19 protein-coding genes are annotated in these 18,422 nt (G+C 54.3%); 6 read left to right on the top strand and 13 right to left on the bottom strand.

Going from position 1 to position 18,422, the window contains the following annotated elements; genetic code table 11:
* Window positions 1-177: 177 nt before the first annotated feature.
* From HOJ08_07065 to HOJ08_07040, 6 genes are all read left to right on the top strand, one after another.
* Complete coding sequence (locus HOJ08_07065) at window positions 178-717, top strand: F0F1 ATP synthase subunit delta (GenBank protein MBT5673192.1); 540 nt, start codon at window positions 178-180, stop codon at window positions 715-717.
* Entirely contained in the window at window positions 717-2,246 is a 1,530-nt protein-coding gene (locus HOJ08_07060; GenBank protein MBT5673191.1) for a F0F1 ATP synthase subunit alpha, read from the top strand. Before HOJ08_07065 ends, HOJ08_07060 begins: the two co-directional genes overlap by 1 nt.
* Before the next feature lie 26 nt (window positions 2,247-2,272).
* Window positions 2,273-3,163, top strand: coding sequence for a F0F1 ATP synthase subunit gamma (locus HOJ08_07055; GenBank protein ID MBT5673190.1), 891 nt, complete (start codon window positions 2,273-2,275; stop codon window positions 3,161-3,163).
* Window positions 3,164-3,193: 30 nt separating this feature from the next.
* Window positions 3,194-4,615, top strand: a complete 1,422-nt coding sequence (gene atpD, locus HOJ08_07050) for a F0F1 ATP synthase subunit beta (protein ID MBT5673189.1) — start codon at window positions 3,194-3,196, stop codon at window positions 4,613-4,615.
* 27 nt (window positions 4,616-4,642) lie between these two features.
* Complete coding sequence (locus HOJ08_07045) at window positions 4,643-5,047, top strand: F0F1 ATP synthase subunit epsilon (protein ID MBT5673188.1); 405 nt, start codon at window positions 4,643-4,645, stop codon at window positions 5,045-5,047.
* A gap of 88 nt (window positions 5,048-5,135) precedes the next feature.
* Window positions 5,136-5,954, top strand: a complete 819-nt coding sequence (locus HOJ08_07040) for a ferritin-like domain-containing protein (GenBank protein MBT5673187.1) — start codon at window positions 5,136-5,138, stop codon at window positions 5,952-5,954.
* A 1-nt stretch (window position 5,955) separates the two neighbouring features.
* Here HOJ08_07040 and HOJ08_07035 read toward each other — a convergent pair whose 3' ends face one another.
* The 13 genes from HOJ08_07035 to rplU all read right to left on the bottom strand — a co-directional run bounded on the left by HOJ08_07035 (window position 5,956) and on the right by rplU (window position 18,031).
* Entirely contained in the window at window positions 5,956-6,456 is a 501-nt protein-coding gene (locus HOJ08_07035; GenBank protein ID MBT5673186.1) for an RNA pyrophosphohydrolase, read from the bottom strand.
* Window positions 6,453-7,715, bottom strand: coding sequence for a divergent polysaccharide deacetylase family protein (locus HOJ08_07030; GenBank protein MBT5673185.1), 1,263 nt, complete (start codon window positions 7,713-7,715; stop codon window positions 6,453-6,455). Before HOJ08_07030 ends, HOJ08_07035 begins: the two co-directional genes overlap by 4 nt.
* An 18-nt stretch (window positions 7,716-7,733) precedes the next feature.
* Window positions 7,734-9,020 carry a S41 family peptidase gene (locus tag HOJ08_07025; GenBank protein MBT5673184.1) on the bottom strand — a complete coding sequence of 429 codons (1,287 nt, stop codon included), beginning with the start codon at window positions 9,018-9,020 and terminating at the stop codon, window positions 7,734-7,736.
* On the bottom strand, window positions 9,017-10,312 hold the full coding sequence (locus tag HOJ08_07020) for a peptidoglycan DD-metalloendopeptidase family protein (protein ID MBT5673183.1): 1,296 nt from the start codon (window positions 10,310-10,312) through the stop codon (window positions 9,017-9,019). The genes HOJ08_07025 and HOJ08_07020 overlap by 4 nt, the downstream gene beginning before the upstream one ends.
* The gene (locus tag HOJ08_07015) at window positions 10,287-11,903 is read right to left on the bottom strand and encodes a 2,3-bisphosphoglycerate-independent phosphoglycerate mutase (protein MBT5673182.1); all 1,617 of its coding nucleotides are present in this window, start codon (window positions 11,901-11,903) and stop codon (window positions 10,287-10,289) included. The genes HOJ08_07020 and HOJ08_07015 overlap by 26 nt, the downstream gene beginning before the upstream one ends.
* Before the next feature lie 79 nt (window positions 11,904-11,982).
* Window positions 11,983-12,483 carry a 23S rRNA (pseudouridine(1915)-N(3))-methyltransferase RlmH gene (gene rlmH, locus HOJ08_07010; protein ID MBT5673181.1) on the bottom strand — a complete coding sequence of 167 codons (501 nt, stop codon included), beginning with the start codon at window positions 12,481-12,483 and terminating at the stop codon, window positions 11,983-11,985.
* Between the two features lie 19 nt (window positions 12,484-12,502).
* Window positions 12,503-12,946 (bottom strand): ribosome silencing factor, encoded by a 444-nt coding sequence (gene rsfS / locus HOJ08_07005; GenBank protein ID MBT5673180.1) that lies wholly within the window; start codon window positions 12,944-12,946, stop codon window positions 12,503-12,505.
* A gap of 2 nt (window positions 12,947-12,948) precedes the next feature.
* Window positions 12,949-13,629 (bottom strand): nicotinate-nucleotide adenylyltransferase, encoded by a 681-nt coding sequence (locus tag HOJ08_07000; protein MBT5673179.1) that lies wholly within the window; start codon window positions 13,627-13,629, stop codon window positions 12,949-12,951.
* A 68-nt stretch (window positions 13,630-13,697) separates the two neighbouring features.
* Window positions 13,698-14,975 (bottom strand): glutamate-5-semialdehyde dehydrogenase, encoded by a 1,278-nt coding sequence (locus HOJ08_06995; protein MBT5673178.1) that lies wholly within the window; start codon window positions 14,973-14,975, stop codon window positions 13,698-13,700.
* A gap of 24 nt (window positions 14,976-14,999) precedes the next feature.
* On the bottom strand, window positions 15,000-16,139 hold the full coding sequence (locus HOJ08_06990; GenBank protein ID MBT5673177.1) for a glutamate 5-kinase: 1,140 nt from the start codon (window positions 16,137-16,139) through the stop codon (window positions 15,000-15,002).
* Complete coding sequence (gene obgE / locus HOJ08_06985) at window positions 16,136-17,185, bottom strand: GTPase ObgE (protein ID MBT5673176.1); 1,050 nt, start codon at window positions 17,183-17,185, stop codon at window positions 16,136-16,138. The genes HOJ08_06990 and obgE overlap by 4 nt, the downstream gene beginning before the upstream one ends.
* An 80-nt stretch (window positions 17,186-17,265) precedes the next feature.
* Complete coding sequence (gene rpmA, locus HOJ08_06980) at window positions 17,266-17,526, bottom strand: 50S ribosomal protein L27 (protein MBT5673175.1); 261 nt, start codon at window positions 17,524-17,526, stop codon at window positions 17,266-17,268.
* A gap of 13 nt (window positions 17,527-17,539) precedes the next feature.
* Entirely contained in the window at window positions 17,540-18,031 is a 492-nt protein-coding gene (gene rplU / locus HOJ08_06975) for a 50S ribosomal protein L21 (protein ID MBT5673174.1), read from the bottom strand.
* Window positions 18,032-18,422: the final 391 nt, after the last annotated feature.

Raw genomic sequence — 18,422 nt, 5'->3', positions numbered from 1 at the left:
TTATATGCGCTTTTTTAGTGCCTTCCCCGGTTGCAACACCGCACGCCGTGTGTTACCAAAAGCCCGCCTCGCAAGGGGCATTGGGGCCGTTGCTCCGACATTCGGCTAAGACCCGGTTGGTCCGGGCCTTATTCAAAGTTTTGGGAGAAAATCCGAGTGCCATCCCAGTCAAAAGACATGGGCGGCGTCGCTGGACGTTACGCTAGTGCCCTTTATGAATTGGCGGATTCCGCCAATGCCCTTGATCAGGTAGCAGATGACCTTCGGGCGTTGCGTGATCTTGAGGCGACCAATGCTGATTTCGCCCGCCTGATCGCCTCTCCGGTTGTTGGCAGGGATGCTCAGGTGCGCGCCATGACCGCCATTGCGGAAAAGGCAGAATTTAATGAACTTACCGTCAAATTTGTTGGCTTGTTGGCCCGCAACCGTCGTCTCATGGCGTTGGATCGTGTGGTTGGGGCCTTTCTTTCGGCCCTGGCAGCGCACCGTGGCGAAGTGACGGCCGCAGTGACATCGGCCAGCACAATGAAACCTGCCAATATCGCTGCGGTGACCAAGGCTCTTTCTGATGCGCTTGGCTCCAAAGTGACATTGGAACACAAAATTGACCCGTCGTTGATCGGCGGCATGATCGTGCAAGTGGGATCAAAAATGGTCGATTCTTCGATTGCAACGAAACTTCAAAAACTTAGGCTTTCCATGAAAGGGATCGGTTGATGGACATCCGGCCGGCAGAAATTTCCGCCATTCTTAAGGAACAAATTTCCAATTTCGGCACCGAGGCCGAAGTGGCCGAGGTTGGCCAAGTCTTGTCTGTGGGGGACGGCATCGCCCGTGTCCATGGGCTTGATAAAGTGCAGGCCGGTGAAATGGTTGAATTTCCGGGCGGCATTAAAGGCATGGCGCTGAACCTCGAGGCCGACAATGTGGGCATCGTGATTTTCGGCGATGACCGAACCATCAAGGAAGGCGACACCGTCAAGCGTACGGGCGACATTGTTGATGTGCCCGTGGGCAAGGGGCTTCTTGGCCGCGTTGTTGACGCACTTGGCAATCCCATTGATGGCAAAGGCCCCATTGAAGCCACGACCCGCAATCAGATTGAGGTCAAGGCACCGGGCATTATCCCGCGCCAATCGGTGAGCGAGCCCATGCAAACGGGTTTGAAAGCCATCGATAGCCTGATCCCCGTTGGCCGTGGCCAGCGCGAACTGATCATTGGTGATCGGCAAACCGGTAAAACAGCCATCGCCATTGATACCTTCATCAATCAGAAGGGCCTGAACGCAGGCGATGATGAAAGCAAAAAACTTTACTGTGTTTACGTGGCCATCGGCCAGAAGCGCTCCACCGTTGCCCAGATCGTCAAGACGCTGGAAGAACAGGGCGCCATGGAATATTCCATCGTTGTGGCAGCGACGGCATCAGAGCCCGCTCCGCTTCAGTTCTTGGCGCCTTATGCGGCATGTACCATGGGTGAATATTTCCGTGATAACGGCATGCACGCGGTCATCGTTTATGATGATCTGTCAAAACATGCTGTGGCCTATCGCCAGATGTCGCTTTTGCTGCGTCGCCCACCAGGGCGTGAAGCATTCCCGGGTGATGTTTTCTATCTTCATTCACGGCTTCTTGAACGTTCTGCCAAAATGGGTGAAGCCAGTGGTTCTGGTTCTTTGACCGCATTGCCGGTGATTGAGACCCAGGCCGGTGACGTTTCGGCATACATTCCCACCAACGTGATTTCCATCACCGATGGCCAGATCTTTTTAGAAACAGAACTGTTCTATAAGGGTATCCGTCCTGCGGTGAACGTGGGCCTGTCGGTCAGCCGGGTTGGTTCTGCCGCCCAGATCAAGGCCATGAAACAGGTTGCGGGTTCGATTAAGCTGGAACTTGCCCAGTATCGTGAAATGGAAGCCTTCGCCCAGTTTGCATCCGATCTTGATGCCTCCACCCAGCGCTTGCTGGCCCGTGGTGCGCGATTGACCGAATTGCTGAAACAAGCCCAGTTTTCGCCCATGAGCGTGGAAGAAGAGGTTTGCTCTCTTTATCTCGGTGTGCGTGGCTATCTTGACGGGATTGCGCTGGCCGATGTTGGTCGATTTGAGGAAGGCGCTTTGGCGGAACTACGTTCCAAACATGCCGACATCATGCCGACCATTCGAAGCGAGGGCCAAATTTCTTCTGAGACAGAAGAAAAGCTGAAAGCTGCCCTTGATGAATTTGCCCGTTCCTTTGCTTGATTAATCGCTGAAAGCAGTCTTAGACAATGGCCAATCTAAAAGACCTTCGCAACAGGATCGTCAGCGTGAAATCCACGCAGAAGATCACTGCGGCCATGAAGATGGTGGCGGCATCGAAGCTTAAACGTGCCCAGGAACAGGCAGAATCAGCCCGTCCCTATGCAGAGCGTATGGAGCGTATGCTGGGGTCATTGGCGGCATCCATTGGTGCCAATGCCGGTGCGCCTAAACTGCTCAGCGGATCCGGTGCCGATCAGACCCATCTTTTGGTGGTTGTGACATCGGACCGTGGCTTGTGTGGCGGCTTTAACGGCCAGATCGTTCGGGGCGCTCGCGCTGAGATCAACCGGTTACGCGCTGATGGCAAGGACGTCAAAATTCTCTGTGTTGGGCGCAAAGGCCGTGATGGTTTGAAGCGGGATTTTGACGATATTATTGTTGATACCCTAGAAAACCTGGCCCGCAAGGGTGTGCAATTTGAAGATGCCCGCGATACAGGGGCCCGGGTTGCAGAAATGTTTGATGCCGGGGAATTTGATGTCTGTACGTTGATCTACAACCAGTTCAAATCAATTATGTCCCAGATATTTACGGCCCAGCAATTGATCCCGTTCCCGGTTGAAGATGCAGCAGATGAAGATGCCGAAACGGCTGGCCCATCGGCCATATACGAATTTGAACCCGAAGAAGAAACCATCCTTCAGGACCTTTTGCCACGTAATCTTGGCATTCAGGTTTACCGGGCCTTTTTGGAAAGCTATGCAGGCGAACAGGGTGCACGCATGGCCGCCATGGATAGCGCGACGCGCAATGCAGGTGAAATGATTGACCGGCTGGAACTGACTTATAACCGTAAGCGCCAAGCCGCCATTACAACTGAAATGATTGAAATTGTATCCGGTGCAGAGGCCGTTTAGGTCCACCGAAGATTCCACTAGGAGCTGAGAATGGCAGATAAAATTGTTGGACGTATTTCACAGATCATTGGCGCTGTCGTCGATGTTCAGTTTGATGGCGATCTGCCACCGATCCTGAATGCGCTGGAATGCGAAAATCAGGGCAAGCGTCTGGTGCTAGAAGTAGCGCAGCATCTGGGCGAATCAGTGGTTCGTACCATTGCCATGGATGCCACAGAAGGCCTTGTGCGCGGCGCAGATGTGACAGACACCGGGGCGCCGATTAGCGTGCCCGTGGGACCGGGAACGCTGGGTCGTATCCTGAACGTCATTGGCGAGCCCGTTGATGAACGCGGCCCCGTTGTGACGGATAAAAAAATGCCCATTCATCGTTCCGCACCGTTGTTCGAGGAACAATCAACGGAATCCGATATTCTGGTGACCGGCATTAAGGTGATTGATCTGTTGGCACCCTATTCCAAGGGCGGCAAGATCGGCCTGTTTGGCGGTGCCGGTGTTGGCAAGACGGTTTTGATCATGGAATTGATTAATAACGTTGCCAAGGCCCATGGCGGCTATTCAGTGTTTGCCGGTGTTGGGGAACGAACCCGTGAAGGCAATGATCTTTATCATGAAATGATCGAATCAGGGGTTATCAACCTCGATGGCGAATCAAAAGCGGCGCTGGTTTATGGCCAGATGAACGAGCCCCCGGGCGCGCGTGCACGCGTTGGTTTGACCGGATTGACCTTGGCGGAATATTTCCGTGACGAAGAAGGCCAGGACGTTCTTTTGTTCATCGATAACATTTTCCGCTTTACCCAGGCCGGTTCCGAAGTGTCCGCGCTTTTGGGTCGTATCCCTTCTGCTGTGGGGTATCAACCAACCCTGTCTACAGATATGGGTAACTTGCAGGAACGCATTACATCAACCCGCAAAGGGTCTATCACGTCCGTGCAGGCCATTTACGTACCTGCCGATGATTTGACCGATCCGGCACCGGCCACATCGTTTGCCCATTTGGATGCGACAACCGTGTTGTCGCGGCAAATCGCGGAATTGGGGATTTATCCCGCCGTTGATCCGCTGGATTCCACGTCACGCATCATGGATCCCCGCATTGTGGGTGAAGAACATTACGAAGTGGCCCGCGGTGTGCAGCGCGTGTTGCAGACGTACAAATCCTTGCAAGACATCATTGCCATTTTGGGCATGGATGAATTGTCGGAAGAAGACAAACTGGTGGTGTCACGGGCACGGAAAATTCAACGTTTTCTGTCACAGCCGTTCCATGTCGCCGAAATCTTTACAGGTTTCCCCGGCGTGCTGGTCGGCCTTGCTGATACCATTTCTGGTTTCAAGGGCATCATTGAGGGTGACTATGATGATCTGCCAGAAGCTGCTTTTTACATGGTCAGCACCATTGAGAAAGCGGTTGAAAAGGCCAAAAAGATGGCCGCAGAAGCCGCGTAGAACTCAGGGTAAGAGGGAGCATTCTTTATGGCCGATAAGGTCGAATTTGAACTGGTTTCGCCAGAGAAAATATTGTTCTCCGATGCTGTCGACATGGTCGTGGTGCCGGGTGCAGAAGGTGATTTCGGCGTGCTTCCCAACCATGCGCCGTTCATCTCTCAGGTGCGTCCGGGCGTGATTGCCATCCATGGTGCCGAAGATGCGGCCCAGGGCGATATTTTTGTCGCTGGTGGCTTTGCCGAAGTAACGCCGGAACGATGCATTGTTTTGGCGGAAGAAGCGGTGCCTGTTTCCGATATCGATACCAATGCCGCCGGTGAACGCCTGACATCTGCGCGCGCCGCCGTTGAAAGTGCAGAAACCGACGGTGCCCGCAGCCAGGCCATTCGTAATGTGGCCATTGCTGAGGCAATGATTGCAGCGGCCAGCTAAGACTTTCCAAGACTTTCAAATTTATCGTTATAATATGGCCCGGCCCCCCCCTCATCGGGTGCCGGGTTGTTTTATGGGGGAGCGCTGCGTGGCGCATTGGACACTGCAAGATATTCCATGGGATGAATTTGACCCAGCCGGTTTAGCCCCCGATGTGGTCAATGTGGTTAAGGCCGCCGCCATGGTGGAAAAGAATGCGGGCGATTATGCGACGTATCTTTGCAATGTGTTTTGCGGTGATGAGGCATTTCAGAATGTCGCAAAGGCATGGGCGGGCGAAGAAATTCAGCATGGCGATGTTTTGGGGTGCTGGGCAGAAATGGCGGACCCGGATTTTGATTTTGCCGCGCGCTTTGACGTCTTTCAAAAAGGCTATCAAATTCCCATAGGGGCAACGCGGTCTGTCCGGGGCAGTTGTTCCGGAGAACTGGTGGCCCGTTGTGTGGTAGAGGCGGGCACCAGTTCGTATTACACCGCCCTTCGCGATTTCACAAAAGAACCCGTCTTAAAGGCGATTTGTGGCCACATCGCCGCTGATGAATTTCGCCATTACGCCTTGTTCCATGCGCATCTTTTACGATATTTGCCCAAAGACAGGCTGGGGATTTTGGCGCGCATTAGAATTGTGTTGGGGCGCATTGGCGAAGCCGATGATGATGAATTGTCTTATGCCTATTTTGCAGGGAATAATCAGGGTGAGGTATATGATCGGGGCAAATGTTCCGCGGCCTATGGCTCACGGGCGAGCGGGTTTTATCAGCCCGCCAATGTGCACCGGGCCACGAACATGGCCCTTGAAGCGGCAGGGTTCAGCCCCGATGGTGCTTTGGCAAAGGTATCGGGGAAAATTGCATGGTGGGCATTAAACCGCCATCGCGCGCACTTGAAAGACGTTCTGGCCGGTTGAGTCAGGCGTTGTTTTTGATGTGTTCGGCCCAATGGCCAAAACGCTCGACCAAGGCTGCATACAGGTCCCGTTTAAAGGGCACAATCAGGTCGGGCAGGGTGGCCGGGTCGGCCCATTGCCATTCTGAGAACTCCGGAACCTCAGTTTCGATGTTGATGTCGGCGTCATCGCCTAAATACCGCATAGCGAACCATTTCTGGGTTTGGCCACGAAAATTGCCCCCCCAGATTTGTCCCAGCAATTCATCGGGCAGGTCATAATTAAGCCAGTCTTCGTGTTCATCCAGCAGTTCGGCGTTGTTGGTGCCGATTTCTTCTTTCAATTCACGAAAAGCAGCCGTGACAGGGATTTCGCCCTCTTCTATGCCACCTTGGGGCATTTGCCAGGCCGCTGATGGCATATCAATGCGCCGGGCAACAAAGACCCGCCCATCCGGGTTGAACAGCATGATGCCCGCACAGGGCCGATAGGGAAGGGCGTCGCGGTTAATAGCATCACTCATGGATGCTGGTTGCCTTGGCTGTTCACCATGGCGGATATGGGCGCCAGAACAAACCCCCGCTTTTTCAGGGTTCTGGACCAAAGGGCCAGCCTGTCCAGGGTGACAGGGAAGGGCGATCCGATACCGACTGCAAAACCCGATACTTTGGCTATTCTTTCCAATTCCCTGAGCCGCTTGTCAATGGCCCCCCGCGATGCTTCTGCATCGATAAACCTGTTATTGACCGCACGGGGCAAATTCAATCTGATGGCCACGTCGGCGGCCACGGAGCGGAGCGAGGATCGGGAATCAACGAACAACAAGCCCCGTTTTTTAAGTTCGCCAAGGATGGGCCGAAGATGGGGTTCTGAAATTGTGAACCGTGAGCCCATTTGATTAACAACCCCGACATAACCCGTGACCCGACCCAAAAGCCAATGCAACCGGGCAATGTTTTGGGTCGTGGTCAGGCTGGTCAGAAGGGTGTGGGGGCCGGGATCGCTGGCTGGGAAATCAAGGGGCTCCATCGGCAGGCCCAACATCACTTCGTGGCCTGCTGTGCGGGCCAATGCGATCCATTGCTTTAATCCCTTGGCATAGGGTGCAAAGGACAGGGTGATGGTGCCGGGCAGGCGCTGGATGGCTGCTTCGGTGCCAGCACCGGACAGCCCAAGGTTTTCAATAATGATCCCTATTCTGGGTAGCCGGGTGCCATGATCAAAGGGACGGGCATAAATTTTCCATGGCTTTCGGCCATCCGTAGAGATGCGGGGCAGGGGGCCGGCCCGGCTTTTTTCCACCAATGACGGGTCCGGTGCCGGGCGCAATCCCCGGCGCGATGCGCGGCTTGATCGGGTTCTGATCTTTGCCGGTTTTGGCGCTGGTGCCAGGACAACAGGCGCGGGCGGTGCCTTTGCCGCAGGTTTTGGCACAGGTATTGTTGGCGGCGTTTTTACAACGGGCGGCACTTCTGCTGGCTTTTTTGCAACAGGGGATGTTTTTGCGACGTCTTTCCCTGTGGGTTTTGTTTTAGGGTGTATCGGGGGCTTTGCCTTGGCCGATTTTTTTGGTGCCGTTACAGGGCTTGTAATTGATTCAAGATACAAGGCAGGCGACGGCGGGGCTTTTTTGGGCGCTTGTTTTTTTTCACTGACATCGGTTAAGGCAAGCCACGTAACAACGCCTGTCACCAAGAGAACCAGTGACAGGGAGGTTATCGTCAGAGCACTTAACCGCCATTTTTGAGGGCGGGTCTGGGGGGTGCCTTGGGGTGAACTCATTTGACGATGAAAACCCTTCTAGTTTTTCTGTTGGCGGTAGAGGGCAATGCCCCGAAGCACGCCCATGGCACGGGTTAACTGGTAATCCTTAATTTTTTTATCTGCTTTTGCATCTTTTTCATCTTTGGCCTTCTTTTTGTCTTTGGCCGTAACTTTGTCGCCGCTAAGGGCCCCGCGTAAGTCTTTTTCACGGCGCTGCTTCAGATCAGAAATTTCTTTGACTTCCAACTGGGTAATCATGATGTCCGGCTCGATGCCCTTCCCCTGGATGGAACGCCCTGAGGGCGTGTAGTAACGCTGTGTGGTCAGGCGGATGGCCCCGTGTCCCGGCAGGGGCATAATGGTCTGGACCGAACCTTTGCCAAATGAACGCGTTCCCAAGATGATCGCCCTTCGGTGATCTTGCAATGCACCGGCAACGATTTCTGATGCAGAAGCTGATCCACCATTTACTAAAACCACGATGGGCAGCCCATTGGTGATGTCACCTTTTTGGGCATTCGAGCGCGTGCTTTCCGTTTTTTTCCGGCCACGGGTGGAAACAATTTCACCGCGATCAAGGAAGGCATCGGAAACGCTGATGGCTTCTTTCAAAAGCCCGCCGGGATTATTCCGAAGATCAAGAACAAGTCCGGAGATTCCTTTCTTGGCTTTCTTTTGCAATTTTTTGTAGGCCTTTTTCAGATCAATGGTGGTTTGATCATTGAAGGATGTAATACGAATGTAGCCAATGTTATTGGCTTCAAGGCGGTGTTTGATGGGCGTTATTTTGATGCGCGCCCGGGTGATGGTGACATCAAAGGGCTGCTTTGTGCCGCGTTGAATGGTCAGCTTGATATCTTCACCGACCTTGCCCCGCATTTTCTCTACCGCTTGTTGAAGGGTCAGGCCACGGATGGGGGCGCCGTCAAGATGGGTAACCATATCACCGGCCTTGATGCCTGCGCGAAAGGCCGGGGTATCGTCGATGGGGGACATAACCTTTACAAGGCCATCGGTCATGGTGACCTCAATGCCAAGCCCGCCAAATTCGCCCCGGGTCCGGACCTGCATATCTTTAAAGCTTTTTTCACTGAGGTAACTGGAATGGGGATCAAGGGCAGAAAGCATGCCGTTGATGGCCGTCTCAATCAGATCCTGATCTTTGGTGGTTTCGACATAATCATTGCGGATGCGATCAAAAACAGTGCCAAAGAGTTCCAGTTGGCGATAGGTTTCCCGGCCCTTGTCTTGTGCCAGAGATTGAGAGGGGGCGATCGCTGCCATAGAGGTCAGGAAAATCACCAGGAACGCTATTCGTTTCATCCGCTTACCTTATCGGTTGGTGGTGCCGCCAGCCATGGCAGGGGGTTAATGGGCTGGCCATTTCTTCGTAATTCCAAGTAAAGCTCAGGCCGGCCTTTTGAGGGCTGGCCCATGGTTCCTATGGGCTCTCCGGTCAATAAACGCTGATTGACGTCCGTGTCAATACGCTCAAGGCCAGAGAGCAAAGTATGATATCCCCCGCCGTGATCGATGATCAAGAGCCGCCCATACCCCCGAAAGGGTCCTGCAAACACGACCAAGCCATCAAAGGGTGCAATCACCTGCGCTTGGGGGGTGGTTGAAATTCTCAACCCCTTGTTTTTAGGTCCAAAATTGGCCTTTGAACCATAGCGCGCAGTGATGGTGCCAAGGACGGGTGGTGCAAAATTTCCGCGCGCGCGCGCCACCACAAAGGGCCGTGTCTCGCCGTGCTTGGGCAAATTTCTTTTTGTCCGGCGTTGGTGTCGGGATGGTGGGGGAAGCAATCTGGCCGTGCGCAGACGTTTTTTGTGTTGTTTGAGCTTCTCTAAAAGGTCGCGCAGGCCTTTGGCTTTTGCCGCCAGTTGAAGCACGTCATTTTTGCTGCGGGTGTGTTTGGATAAGGCCTTTTTCTCAAGGGCACGCTTTTTTTTCAGAAGCTGATAAAGCTCGCGGCGCTTGTGTTTCAGGGACGTCACTTTTGATGCCAGATTGGCTTCGCGCTTCCCTGCAAGGGTGCGCAAACGGGTAAGGGCAGAAAGGGTTTCTTTCAGTTCCCGTGCGCGGGATTCTACTTCGGGAATGGCCGAGCGCAGCAACAGGGCACTCCTGAGGGTGTCTTGGGGGGTCGCGGAATACGCCATGACCGCTTCGGGGGGGTGGCGTGCGATGCGCTGAAGGGCAGCGATGAGTTCCGTCAGGCTTTTGCGTCGCGCATCAAGGGATTGTGTTTTGGCGCGTTCCTGAGCCTTGAGACGGGCCACATGGTTCTTTAGCCGATCTATGGCACGTTGCCGGATCTGGGTATCCCTAGCGGCACGGATCAGGGTTTTTCGAATTTTTGCCCGTTCTTTGGTAATGCGTTTTGCATCCAAGGCAAGCGATTTGCTTCGGGCCTCACTTTGTTTGAGGGCACGCTCAACAGATTTAAGATCGGTTTCCGGGGTCTCTGCCGCCATGCCCTGAAACGGGATAAAGATGGCAAGGACAAGGGACAAAAAGACCCAACCCGGCGCACGCGATTTACGCCCGCATTTATGGGGGGGCGCAAAATACCATGTTGTGTGATCAGGCAGTGGCCTGTATCCGTTCACGTGCACCATCCCCATGGGTTGGTTCCAGAAGTGATTTTCCAGTCATTTCAGTAGGCCTTGTAAGGCCCAGCAGTGCCAAAACCGTCGGGGCAATATCTGCCAGACGTCCATCGGCAATCCCTGTTACCGGTTCTGGCCCATTAACAAGGATAAGGGGGACCAGATTGATCGTGTGGGCCGTATGGGGCTGTTTGGTTTCATCGTCATACATCTGTTCCGCATTGCCATGGTCCGCCGTGACCATCAAGACACCGCCAGCATCAATCACGGCCTTTTCAAGACGGCCCAGGCTTTGATCAACGGTTTGGGCGGCGATGACGGCAGCATCAAAATTTCCGGTGTGCCCGATCATGTCGCCATTGGCGTAATTCACAAGGATGAAGTCAAACCGGTCTTCACCGATGGCCGTTACCAAATGATCGGTGATTTCTTTGGCCGACATTTCGGGTTCCAGGTCATAGGTTGCAACTTTTGGCGATGGCACAAGAATCCGTTCTTCATGCTTCATGGGTTCTTCCACGCCGCCATTGAAGAAGAAGGTGACATGGGCATATTTTTCGGTTTCCGCAATCCTCAATTGGCTCATGTCAGCGCGCGATAATACATCGCCCAGAATATTATTCAGGGTTTGTGCCTTGAACAGGGCTTCCATTCGGGTGTTCAGCGCCGTTGAATATTCGGTCATCCCAAGGGCGCAAGCGAGGGCAATGGTTTGGCTTCTTTCAAACCCATCAAATTTTGGGTCAACCAATGCGGTCAGAATTTCACGCGCCCGGTCAGATCGGAAATTGCCCATGACAATGCCATCGCCATCTTTCATGCCCTGATAGCCATCAATGATGGCGGGGGTTATAAATTCATCAGTGATATCATTGGCATAGGCCACATTCACCACATCCTGCGCTGTGGCATGGGGGGCCCCTTTGGCCGATACCAACCCGTCATAGGCTTGTTCAATGCGTTCCCATCTGGTGTCCCGGTCCATGGCGTAATAGCGCCCCGTCACAGTAACGATTTTTGGACCTGGCCCTAAATCGGCTTCGAATTTTTGAAGGAAGCCGATGGCGCTTTGGGGGGGGCTGTCGCGCCCATCCAGAAACACATGCACAGCGACGGGCACACCGCATGCATCAAGGATGCGTGCCAGTGCGGCGATTTCATCTTGATGGGAATGAACGCCACCGGTGGAAATTAATCCCATCAGGTGGCAGGTGCCGTTAGTGCTTTTTAGTTTTTCGACAAAGGCTGCCAGTTCAGGTTTTAATGCCAGGCTGCCATCAATGATGGCGGCATCAATTCTGGGCATGTCCTGCATGACAACGCGTCCTGCGCCAATGTTCATATGGCCGACTTCTGAATTTCCCATCTGTCCAGGCGGCAGGCCGACATCCAGTGCCGATGCTTCCAGTAACCCATGGGGGCATTGGGTGCTGATCCGGTCCCAATTTGGCGTTTTGGCTGCGGCAATTGCATTGTGTTCAACCGCAACCCGATGTCCCCAACCATCAAGCACGCAAAGCACCACCGGTTTGGGGGTGGGTTGCACTTTGGTTGGCTGAAGGTTCGGGTTGTTTTGTGTCGAATTTGGCATATGGCCTGCATTCTGGTCTTTGGAAATGGTGAAATCTTATCTCGGGACCCTACTCTGAACAGGGTTTCTTCTCAAGACGTTAACGGGTTTTCCCGGGCTTCTTTCCAGATACAGGTGGCGGTCCGGCACGGTGATAGGGGTGGCCTGCCAGAATTTCCTGCCCACGATAGATTTGTTCGCCAATCATGGCCCTGACCATCTGATGGGGCCATGTCATGGCACCTAGGGAAAGCACAAGATCAGCCTTGTTTATAATGGCCGGGTCCAGACCGTCGGCCCCGCCGATGATAAAGGCAACATCGCTGATCCCGTCATCTCTATAGCGCCCCAAGCGTGCGGCAAAGGCTTCGCTGGAGAGTGTCTTTCCCCCGCCATCTAGGGCAACAACCATGGCCCCATCGGGGATGCGCGATAGCAACAATTGGCCTTCGCGTTGGACGCGCTCTGCGGGGCTTGATGGCCGGCGTTCTTCGACATCGATCAACGTTATGGGCCACAAAACCCGGTCGGCAAAAACCTTGAATAGATCGTTTTCTGGCCCTTTGCGGGCTTTGCCAATGGCGATGATGGTTAGACGCATGATGGACCCGTCGGGTGGCTCAGGCTTTTGGTCCGTCTGGGTTTTCTTCCAGATGGTCTTCGGACGAGTCTTCCGGCCATGCGGCACCCCCCCACATTTTTTCGAGATTATAAGACATGCGGATTTCCGGGTGGAAAAGGTGAATGATAACGTCGCCGCCATCAATCAAGACCCATTCGCTTTGATTCAATCCTTCCGTGGGCGGTGTTAACCCGCCGGCGGTCTTGATCTTTGCCTTAAGGTGGCTGGCCATGGCGCTGATATGGCGCGTGTTGCGACCCGATGCGACAATCATGAAATCAGCGAATGCAGTTTTTCCCGAAAGGTCGATGACAGTGACGTCATCGGCTTGATCATCATCCAGACATTTCTGAACAAGCTTCAGAAGTTTCCGAGGATTAGCGCCCGGCGTTCTTTTGCGCGCGCGGGGTGCTTTCTTTTTGGTCGAGGGGGTTTTCACCATCCCTATTTTTTACCTCTCAATGTCTTATTCGAATTAGATGTCTTATTCGATTTAGCGCCAGATTTTTTATGTCGCGATGCACGGATTTCGGTGCCCGATGCCGGATGCAGGGTAGAATGAAAATAGACCCACGCAGGGGGCGATTTCCCAACAATGCTAGCAGCATTCCGTGGCCGTACCCGGTATCGCTGAAACCGGTGCGCTGCTTTGCTTGCCAGTGCCTTGAAAGAATACGTGGCGCGGTCAAAAATCGCAATGGGGACCATACGGAAGATGAAGGTCCATTTTTCCCATCGTGGAATTTGTTGAAGGTTATCTGCCCCCATCAGCCAAATGAACCGGGTATAGGGAAAGGCCGTCAGCAGGGCGCGCAGGGTCGATGAGGTATAGCGGGTATTCAGCCTGGTTTCGATGTCGGTCACCAGAATGCGGGTGTTTTTCCCGGCGATGGTTTCTGCCGATGACATGCGGTCGGCCAGCGGGGCCATATCTTCTTCTGATTTCAAGGGGTTCTGGGGGGAAACCATCCACCAGACTTGATCCAGCTCCAGATGTTTCAACGCCAGCATCGTGATATGCAGATGGCCTTCATGGGCAGGATTGAACGATCCCCCCAGAATGCCAATCCGCAATCCGGCCGAATTTACCCCTGAAATCCGGGGGCCCTTGGCATGGGCTGGAATGGCGGCGCGATGTTTCAGGGTGTCGATCCAGAATGTGGTGGTGTGGGGTTCATTGTGGGTGTGCGATCTCAGGGGCGAATTTGGCCCGACCCATGGACCACATATTTATAACTGGTGAGCTGTTCAACGCCAACCGGGCCGCGAGCGTGCAGTTTGTCTGTTGAAATGCCAATTTCGGCACCCATGCCAAATTCGCCGCCATCGGCGAACTGGGTCGATGCATTATGAAGCACAATGGCGCTATCGATTTGCGATAAAAATTTTGCCGCCGCGTCCCCATCATCGGTAACGATGGTCTCGGTATGATGAGAGCCGTGGGTTTCAATATGGGCGATTGCGCCTTCTACGCCATCGACGATTTTGGCAGAGATAATGGCGTCCAGATATTCGGTATTCCAGTCATCGTCATCGGCGGCTTTTACCCGGGCATCGGCCGCCATAACGGCTTCATCGCCGCGCACGTCGCAACCGGCATCAATCAGGGCACCAACAATCGATGCGATATCGCTCGCAGCCACGGCGCGGTCGACCAAAAGAGTTTCCGCCGCACCACAAATACCGGGCCTGCGCATCTTGGCATTGACGGCCACGTCCCGGGCCATATCCAAATTGGCACCGCCATCGACATAGACATGGCAAATGCCATCCAGATGCTTGATGACCGGAATGCGGCTTTCGCGGCTAACGCGTTCAATCAGGGATTTGCCACCCCGGGGCACGATGATGTCGATCAGCCCGGCCATGGTCAGCATTTCGCCCACGGCAGCCCGGTCTGTGGTGGGCACCAGTTGGACACAGGATGCGGGCAAGCCCGCAGCCTTCAGGCCGTCATGGATTGCATTTGCAATGGCGTGGGATGAATGTTGGCTTTCGGAACCGCCGCGCAGGATCACCGCGTTGCCAGATTTAAGGCAAAGCCCCGCAGCATCGGCCGTGACATTGGGGCGCGATTCATAGATGACCCCAATCACGCCAAGCGGCACCCGAACTCGGGTGATATGCAATCCGTTGGGGCGCGTGGTTTCGAAAATAATTTTCCCAATGGGATCATCCAGATCAATGATGCTTTCAAGGCCCTTCGCCATGGCCTCTATGCGGTCTGGGTCCAGCAAAAGCCGGTCGATAAAGGCACCCGTTGTGCCTGCTTTTCGGGCCGTAGCAACATCGCGTGTATTGGCATCCATAATGATGGTGGCTTGATCGCGGATGGCATCGGCCGCCCCTTTCAGGGCCGCGTTCTTGGCATCGGTAGTCGCATTGGCAAGGGCTTTTGCGCCCAGCCGGGCAGCCTCACCCATGCGGATCATTTCATCATGAAGATCGGGATTAAGATCGGCGGCAGTCATGACACCCCCCTTATCTCGATGTCGTTATGCGTTATGGTCATGGTCTTCACCCGAGACAACAAGATCGTCCCGATGGATCATTTCACTGCGGCCACGGTAGCCCAGAATTTCTTCAATTTCACGGCTTTTATGACCGGCGATCCGGCGGGCATCATCGGCGGCATAGGCGACAAGCCCCCGGGCAATCTCAGTGCCATCAACGGTTTTGACGATGACCGCATCGCCCCGATCAAAATTGCCCTCAACATGGGACACCCCCGCAGGCAACAGGCTTTTGCCATCATAGAGCGCTTTCACGGCACCAGAATCCAGCGTCAGCGATCCGGCCGGTTTCAGCGATGATGCGATCCAGTGCTTGCGCATGCCCAATGGATTTTCCTTGGCAATAAACCAGGTGTGGCGGTCGTGGCTGTCTATGTTGCCAAGCGCATGATCGGCGCTGCCATCAGCAATCACCATGCGGCACCCAGCCCCCATGGCGAGGCGGGCCGCTTCCAGCTTCGTTACCATGCCGCCAGACGTATAGCCCGGCGGTGCATCACCGGCCATGGCGCAAATGTCAGGCGTCAGTTCACGCACTTCGGGGATCAATTTTGCATCCTTGTTGTTCAGGGGATCGGAATCGTAAAGCCCGTCAATGGTGGACAGCAAAACAAGGGTATCGGCGCTGATCATGGTGGCCACGCGCGCCGCCAGCCGGTCATTATCGCCATAGCGAATTTCGTTGGTGGCGATGGTGTCATTTTCATTGATGACGGGCACCGCGCCCAGGCGCAACAGCGTATCAAGGGTGTTGCGGGCATTAAGATAGCGTCGCCGTTCTTCGGTATCGTCCAGGGTCAATAAAATCTGGGCGGTGTCGATCTTGTGATGCGCCAGCGCTTCTTGATAGGCATGGGCAAGGCGAATTTGTCCGGTTGCAGCGGCGGCCTGCTTTTCTTCCAAACGCAGTTGGGGACGATCAAGGCCAAGCTGGCTACAGCCCACAGCCACGGCTCCGGACGAGACCAGAAGAACCTCTGTGCCGGCTGCTCGAAATTCAGCGATATCTTTTGCAAGGGCTGACAGCCATTGGGTGCGGATGGCCCCCTTTGCTTCATCTGCAAGAAGGGCAGAGCCGACCTTGACCACCATGCGCTTGGCGCCAATCAATTTCTGGCTCATGGGGCTATTCCTTCGCTCTTTTCTGCATCGCGGATCTGGCGGGCTTTCCGGTCATTGTGGATATGGGACAGGGCAACCCGCATTAATTTTTCAACCCCTGCCCCGGTAACCCCGGAGATGACATGAACCGTGTCAGGGGAACACCCCGCAGATTTGGCGAGGGTTTTAACCCGTTCATCAATTTCATCCGCAGCAATGGCATCACATTTTGTCAGAACGGGAATGGAAATCTTTTCTTCCAGCCCAGCCCCGTATTGGATCAGTTCTTCGCGCACGGTTTTATAAGATTCGGCAATGGCTTCATCGGTGCCATCTACCATATGCAGCAAAACCCCACAGCGTTCCACATGGCCCAGAAAACGTGCCCCGAGGCCAGCCCCTTCATGGGCGCCTTCTATCAGGCCGGGGATGTCGGCCAGCACAAATTCTTCTGTATCCACGTAAACCATGCCCAGTTGGGGGGTCAGGGTGGTGAAGGGATAATCGGCAATTTTGGGTCGTGCCCGGGAAGCTGCCGCCAAAAGGGTGGATTTGCCCGCATTGGGCAGGCCGACCAACCCGGCATCGGCCAAAACCTTTAACCGCAGCCAAACACAGCGTTCTTCCCCCGGATGGCCGGAACCGGCCTTTCTTGGGGCTTGATTGGTGGATGTCTTGTAATGGGTGTTGCCGAAACCACCGTCACCCCCTTTGCACAGGACGAACCGTTGTCCGTCACGGACCATATCCGCCAGAACGGTTTCGCCATCTTCGGCCAAAATGGTGGTGCCTGCGGGGACGGTGATGATGACATCGTCGGAATTTGCACCGGTGCGGTTTTGGCCTTCGCCGTGGTGACCGTTTCTGGCCTTGAAATGTTGTTGAAAGCGGAAATCGATCAGGGTGTTCAGCGCGTCTGTTGTCACCACGATCACATCGCCCCCGCGTCCGCCGTTACCCCCGTTGGGGCCGCCGAATTCGAGGTTCTTTTCGCGGCGAAAACTTAAAGACCCAGGGCCGCCGCTGCCACTTTGGGTGTATATTTTTGCTTCATCTAGGAATTGCATGGCTTTGGCTCTTTGCGCATACAGAAAAGGGGAATGTTAGCCATTCCCCTTTATGAATTATCGGAAATGACCAAATTAATTCAGGACGCTGGCCCTTCCACAGACACAAAGGTACGCCCTTCGCGTCTCTTGCGGAACTTTACCTCGCCGTCGGTCAGTGCAAAGAGGGTGTGATCCTTGCCCATGCCAACGTTATCGCCGGGATGAAATTTGGTGCCCCGTTGGCGCACGATGATGTTGCCAATGATTACGGCTTCGCCACCGAACTTTTTGACGCCAAGACGTCTGCCGGCTGAATCGCGACCGTTACGGGATGAACCGCCTGCTTTTTTATGGGCCATCGTTCAGAGTTCCTTATTTCTTATCAGCCGGGGCTTTTTTAGCCGCGGGCTTTTTGGCAGCGGGTTTCTTCGCTGCGGGTTTCTTTGCGGGCGCTGCTTTTGCGGGGGCGTCTGCCTTTGCAGGTGCTTCTGCCTTTGCAGGTGCGTCTGCCTTTGCCGGTGCGGCCTTTTTCGCCGCAGCCTTTTTCTTGCCATCGGGCAGAATGGCCGTAATGCGGATTACGGTCGTAAGCTGGCGATGGCCTTTCTTGCGACGGTAATTCTGGCGGCGCTTCTTCTTGAAGACAATGACTTTGGCGCCCTTTTTCTGGTCCAATACATCGGCGGTGACTGTTGCACCACTGACCAGCGGTTGGCCCAGCGTGAGTTCTTTGCCGTCATGGAATGCCAAAACGTCAGAAAAAGTCAGCTCTTCGCCTTCTTTGCCGTCCAGTTTTTCAATGAAGAGGACGTCGTTTTCAGCGACTTTATATTGTTTTCCGCCCGTGCGAATTACAGCGTACATAACGCTTTTCACCTTAAAATTCTTGAAAGGCGACTAAATGTCGCCGGAAGCTGCGGAATATAACGTTCCAACCCGCCCTGTCAATTGGTTTTTGGGTATTTCTGGGCGTATCAGGGCGTTTTTTGGGGGCATTGAGGGTGGGGCTTGATGCGGTGTCTAAATTGTTGAACGCCAGGCCGGTTTTTGTCTAACGTCAGCGCCTATGGGACAGATTAGGGGCATTGCATAAGAGAGGGTTTCTGGCACATCGTAATTGTCTAACGTCAGCGCCTATGGGACAGATTAGGGGCATTGCATAAGAGAGGGTTTCTGGCACATCGTAATGACCCGAAGGGGAATGAAGATGAAACAGAAATCGCAGACAAGACAGACGGGTGCAGCCAAGGCGATC

This window comes from Rhodospirillales bacterium, from assembly GCA_018666775.1.
Lineage (GTDB): Bacteria > Pseudomonadota > Alphaproteobacteria > SMXQ01 > SMXQ01 > JABIXC01.
This window is presented reverse-complemented; position numbering and strand designations above follow the sequence as displayed.

Coding starts and splice junctions, on each gene's coding strand:
- HOJ08_07065 (MBT5673192.1), top strand. CDS start 178: ATGGGCGGCGTCGCTGGACGTTACGCTAGTGCCCTTTATGAATTGGCG.
- HOJ08_07060 (MBT5673191.1), top strand. CDS start 717: ATGGACATCCGGCCGGCAGAAATTTCCGCCATTCTTAAGGAACAAATT.
- HOJ08_07055 (MBT5673190.1), top strand. CDS start 2,273: ATGGCCAATCTAAAAGACCTTCGCAACAGGATCGTCAGCGTGAAATCC.
- atpD (MBT5673189.1), top strand. CDS start 3,194: ATGGCAGATAAAATTGTTGGACGTATTTCACAGATCATTGGCGCTGTC.
- HOJ08_07045 (MBT5673188.1), top strand. CDS start 4,643: ATGGCCGATAAGGTCGAATTTGAACTGGTTTCGCCAGAGAAAATATTG.
- HOJ08_07035 (MBT5673186.1), bottom strand. CDS start 6,456: ATGAGTGATGCTATTAACCGCGACGCCCTTCCCTATCGGCCCTGTGCG.
- HOJ08_07030 (MBT5673185.1), bottom strand. CDS start 7,715: ATGAGTTCACCCCAAGGCACCCCCCAGACCCGCCCTCAAAAATGGCGG.
- HOJ08_07025 (MBT5673184.1), bottom strand. CDS start 9,020: ATGAAACGAATAGCGTTCCTGGTGATTTTCCTGACCTCTATGGCAGCG.
- HOJ08_07015 (MBT5673182.1), bottom strand. CDS start 11,903: ATGCCAAATTCGACACAAAACAACCCGAACCTTCAGCCAACCAAAGTG.
- rlmH (MBT5673181.1), bottom strand. CDS start 12,483: ATGCGTCTAACCATCATCGCCATTGGCAAAGCCCGCAAAGGGCCAGAA.
- rsfS (MBT5673180.1), bottom strand. CDS start 12,946: ATGGTGAAAACCCCCTCGACCAAAAAGAAAGCACCCCGCGCGCGCAAA.
- HOJ08_06995 (MBT5673178.1), bottom strand. CDS start 14,975: ATGACTGCCGCCGATCTTAATCCCGATCTTCATGATGAAATGATCCGC.
- HOJ08_06990 (MBT5673177.1), bottom strand. CDS start 16,139: ATGAGCCAGAAATTGATTGGCGCCAAGCGCATGGTGGTCAAGGTCGGC.
- obgE (MBT5673176.1), bottom strand. CDS start 17,185: ATGCAATTCCTAGATGAAGCAAAAATATACACCCAAAGTGGCAGCGGC.
- rpmA (MBT5673175.1), bottom strand. CDS start 17,526: ATGGCCCATAAAAAAGCAGGCGGTTCATCCCGTAACGGTCGCGATTCA.
- rplU (MBT5673174.1), bottom strand. CDS start 18,031: ATGTACGCTGTAATTCGCACGGGCGGAAAACAATATAAAGTCGCTGAA.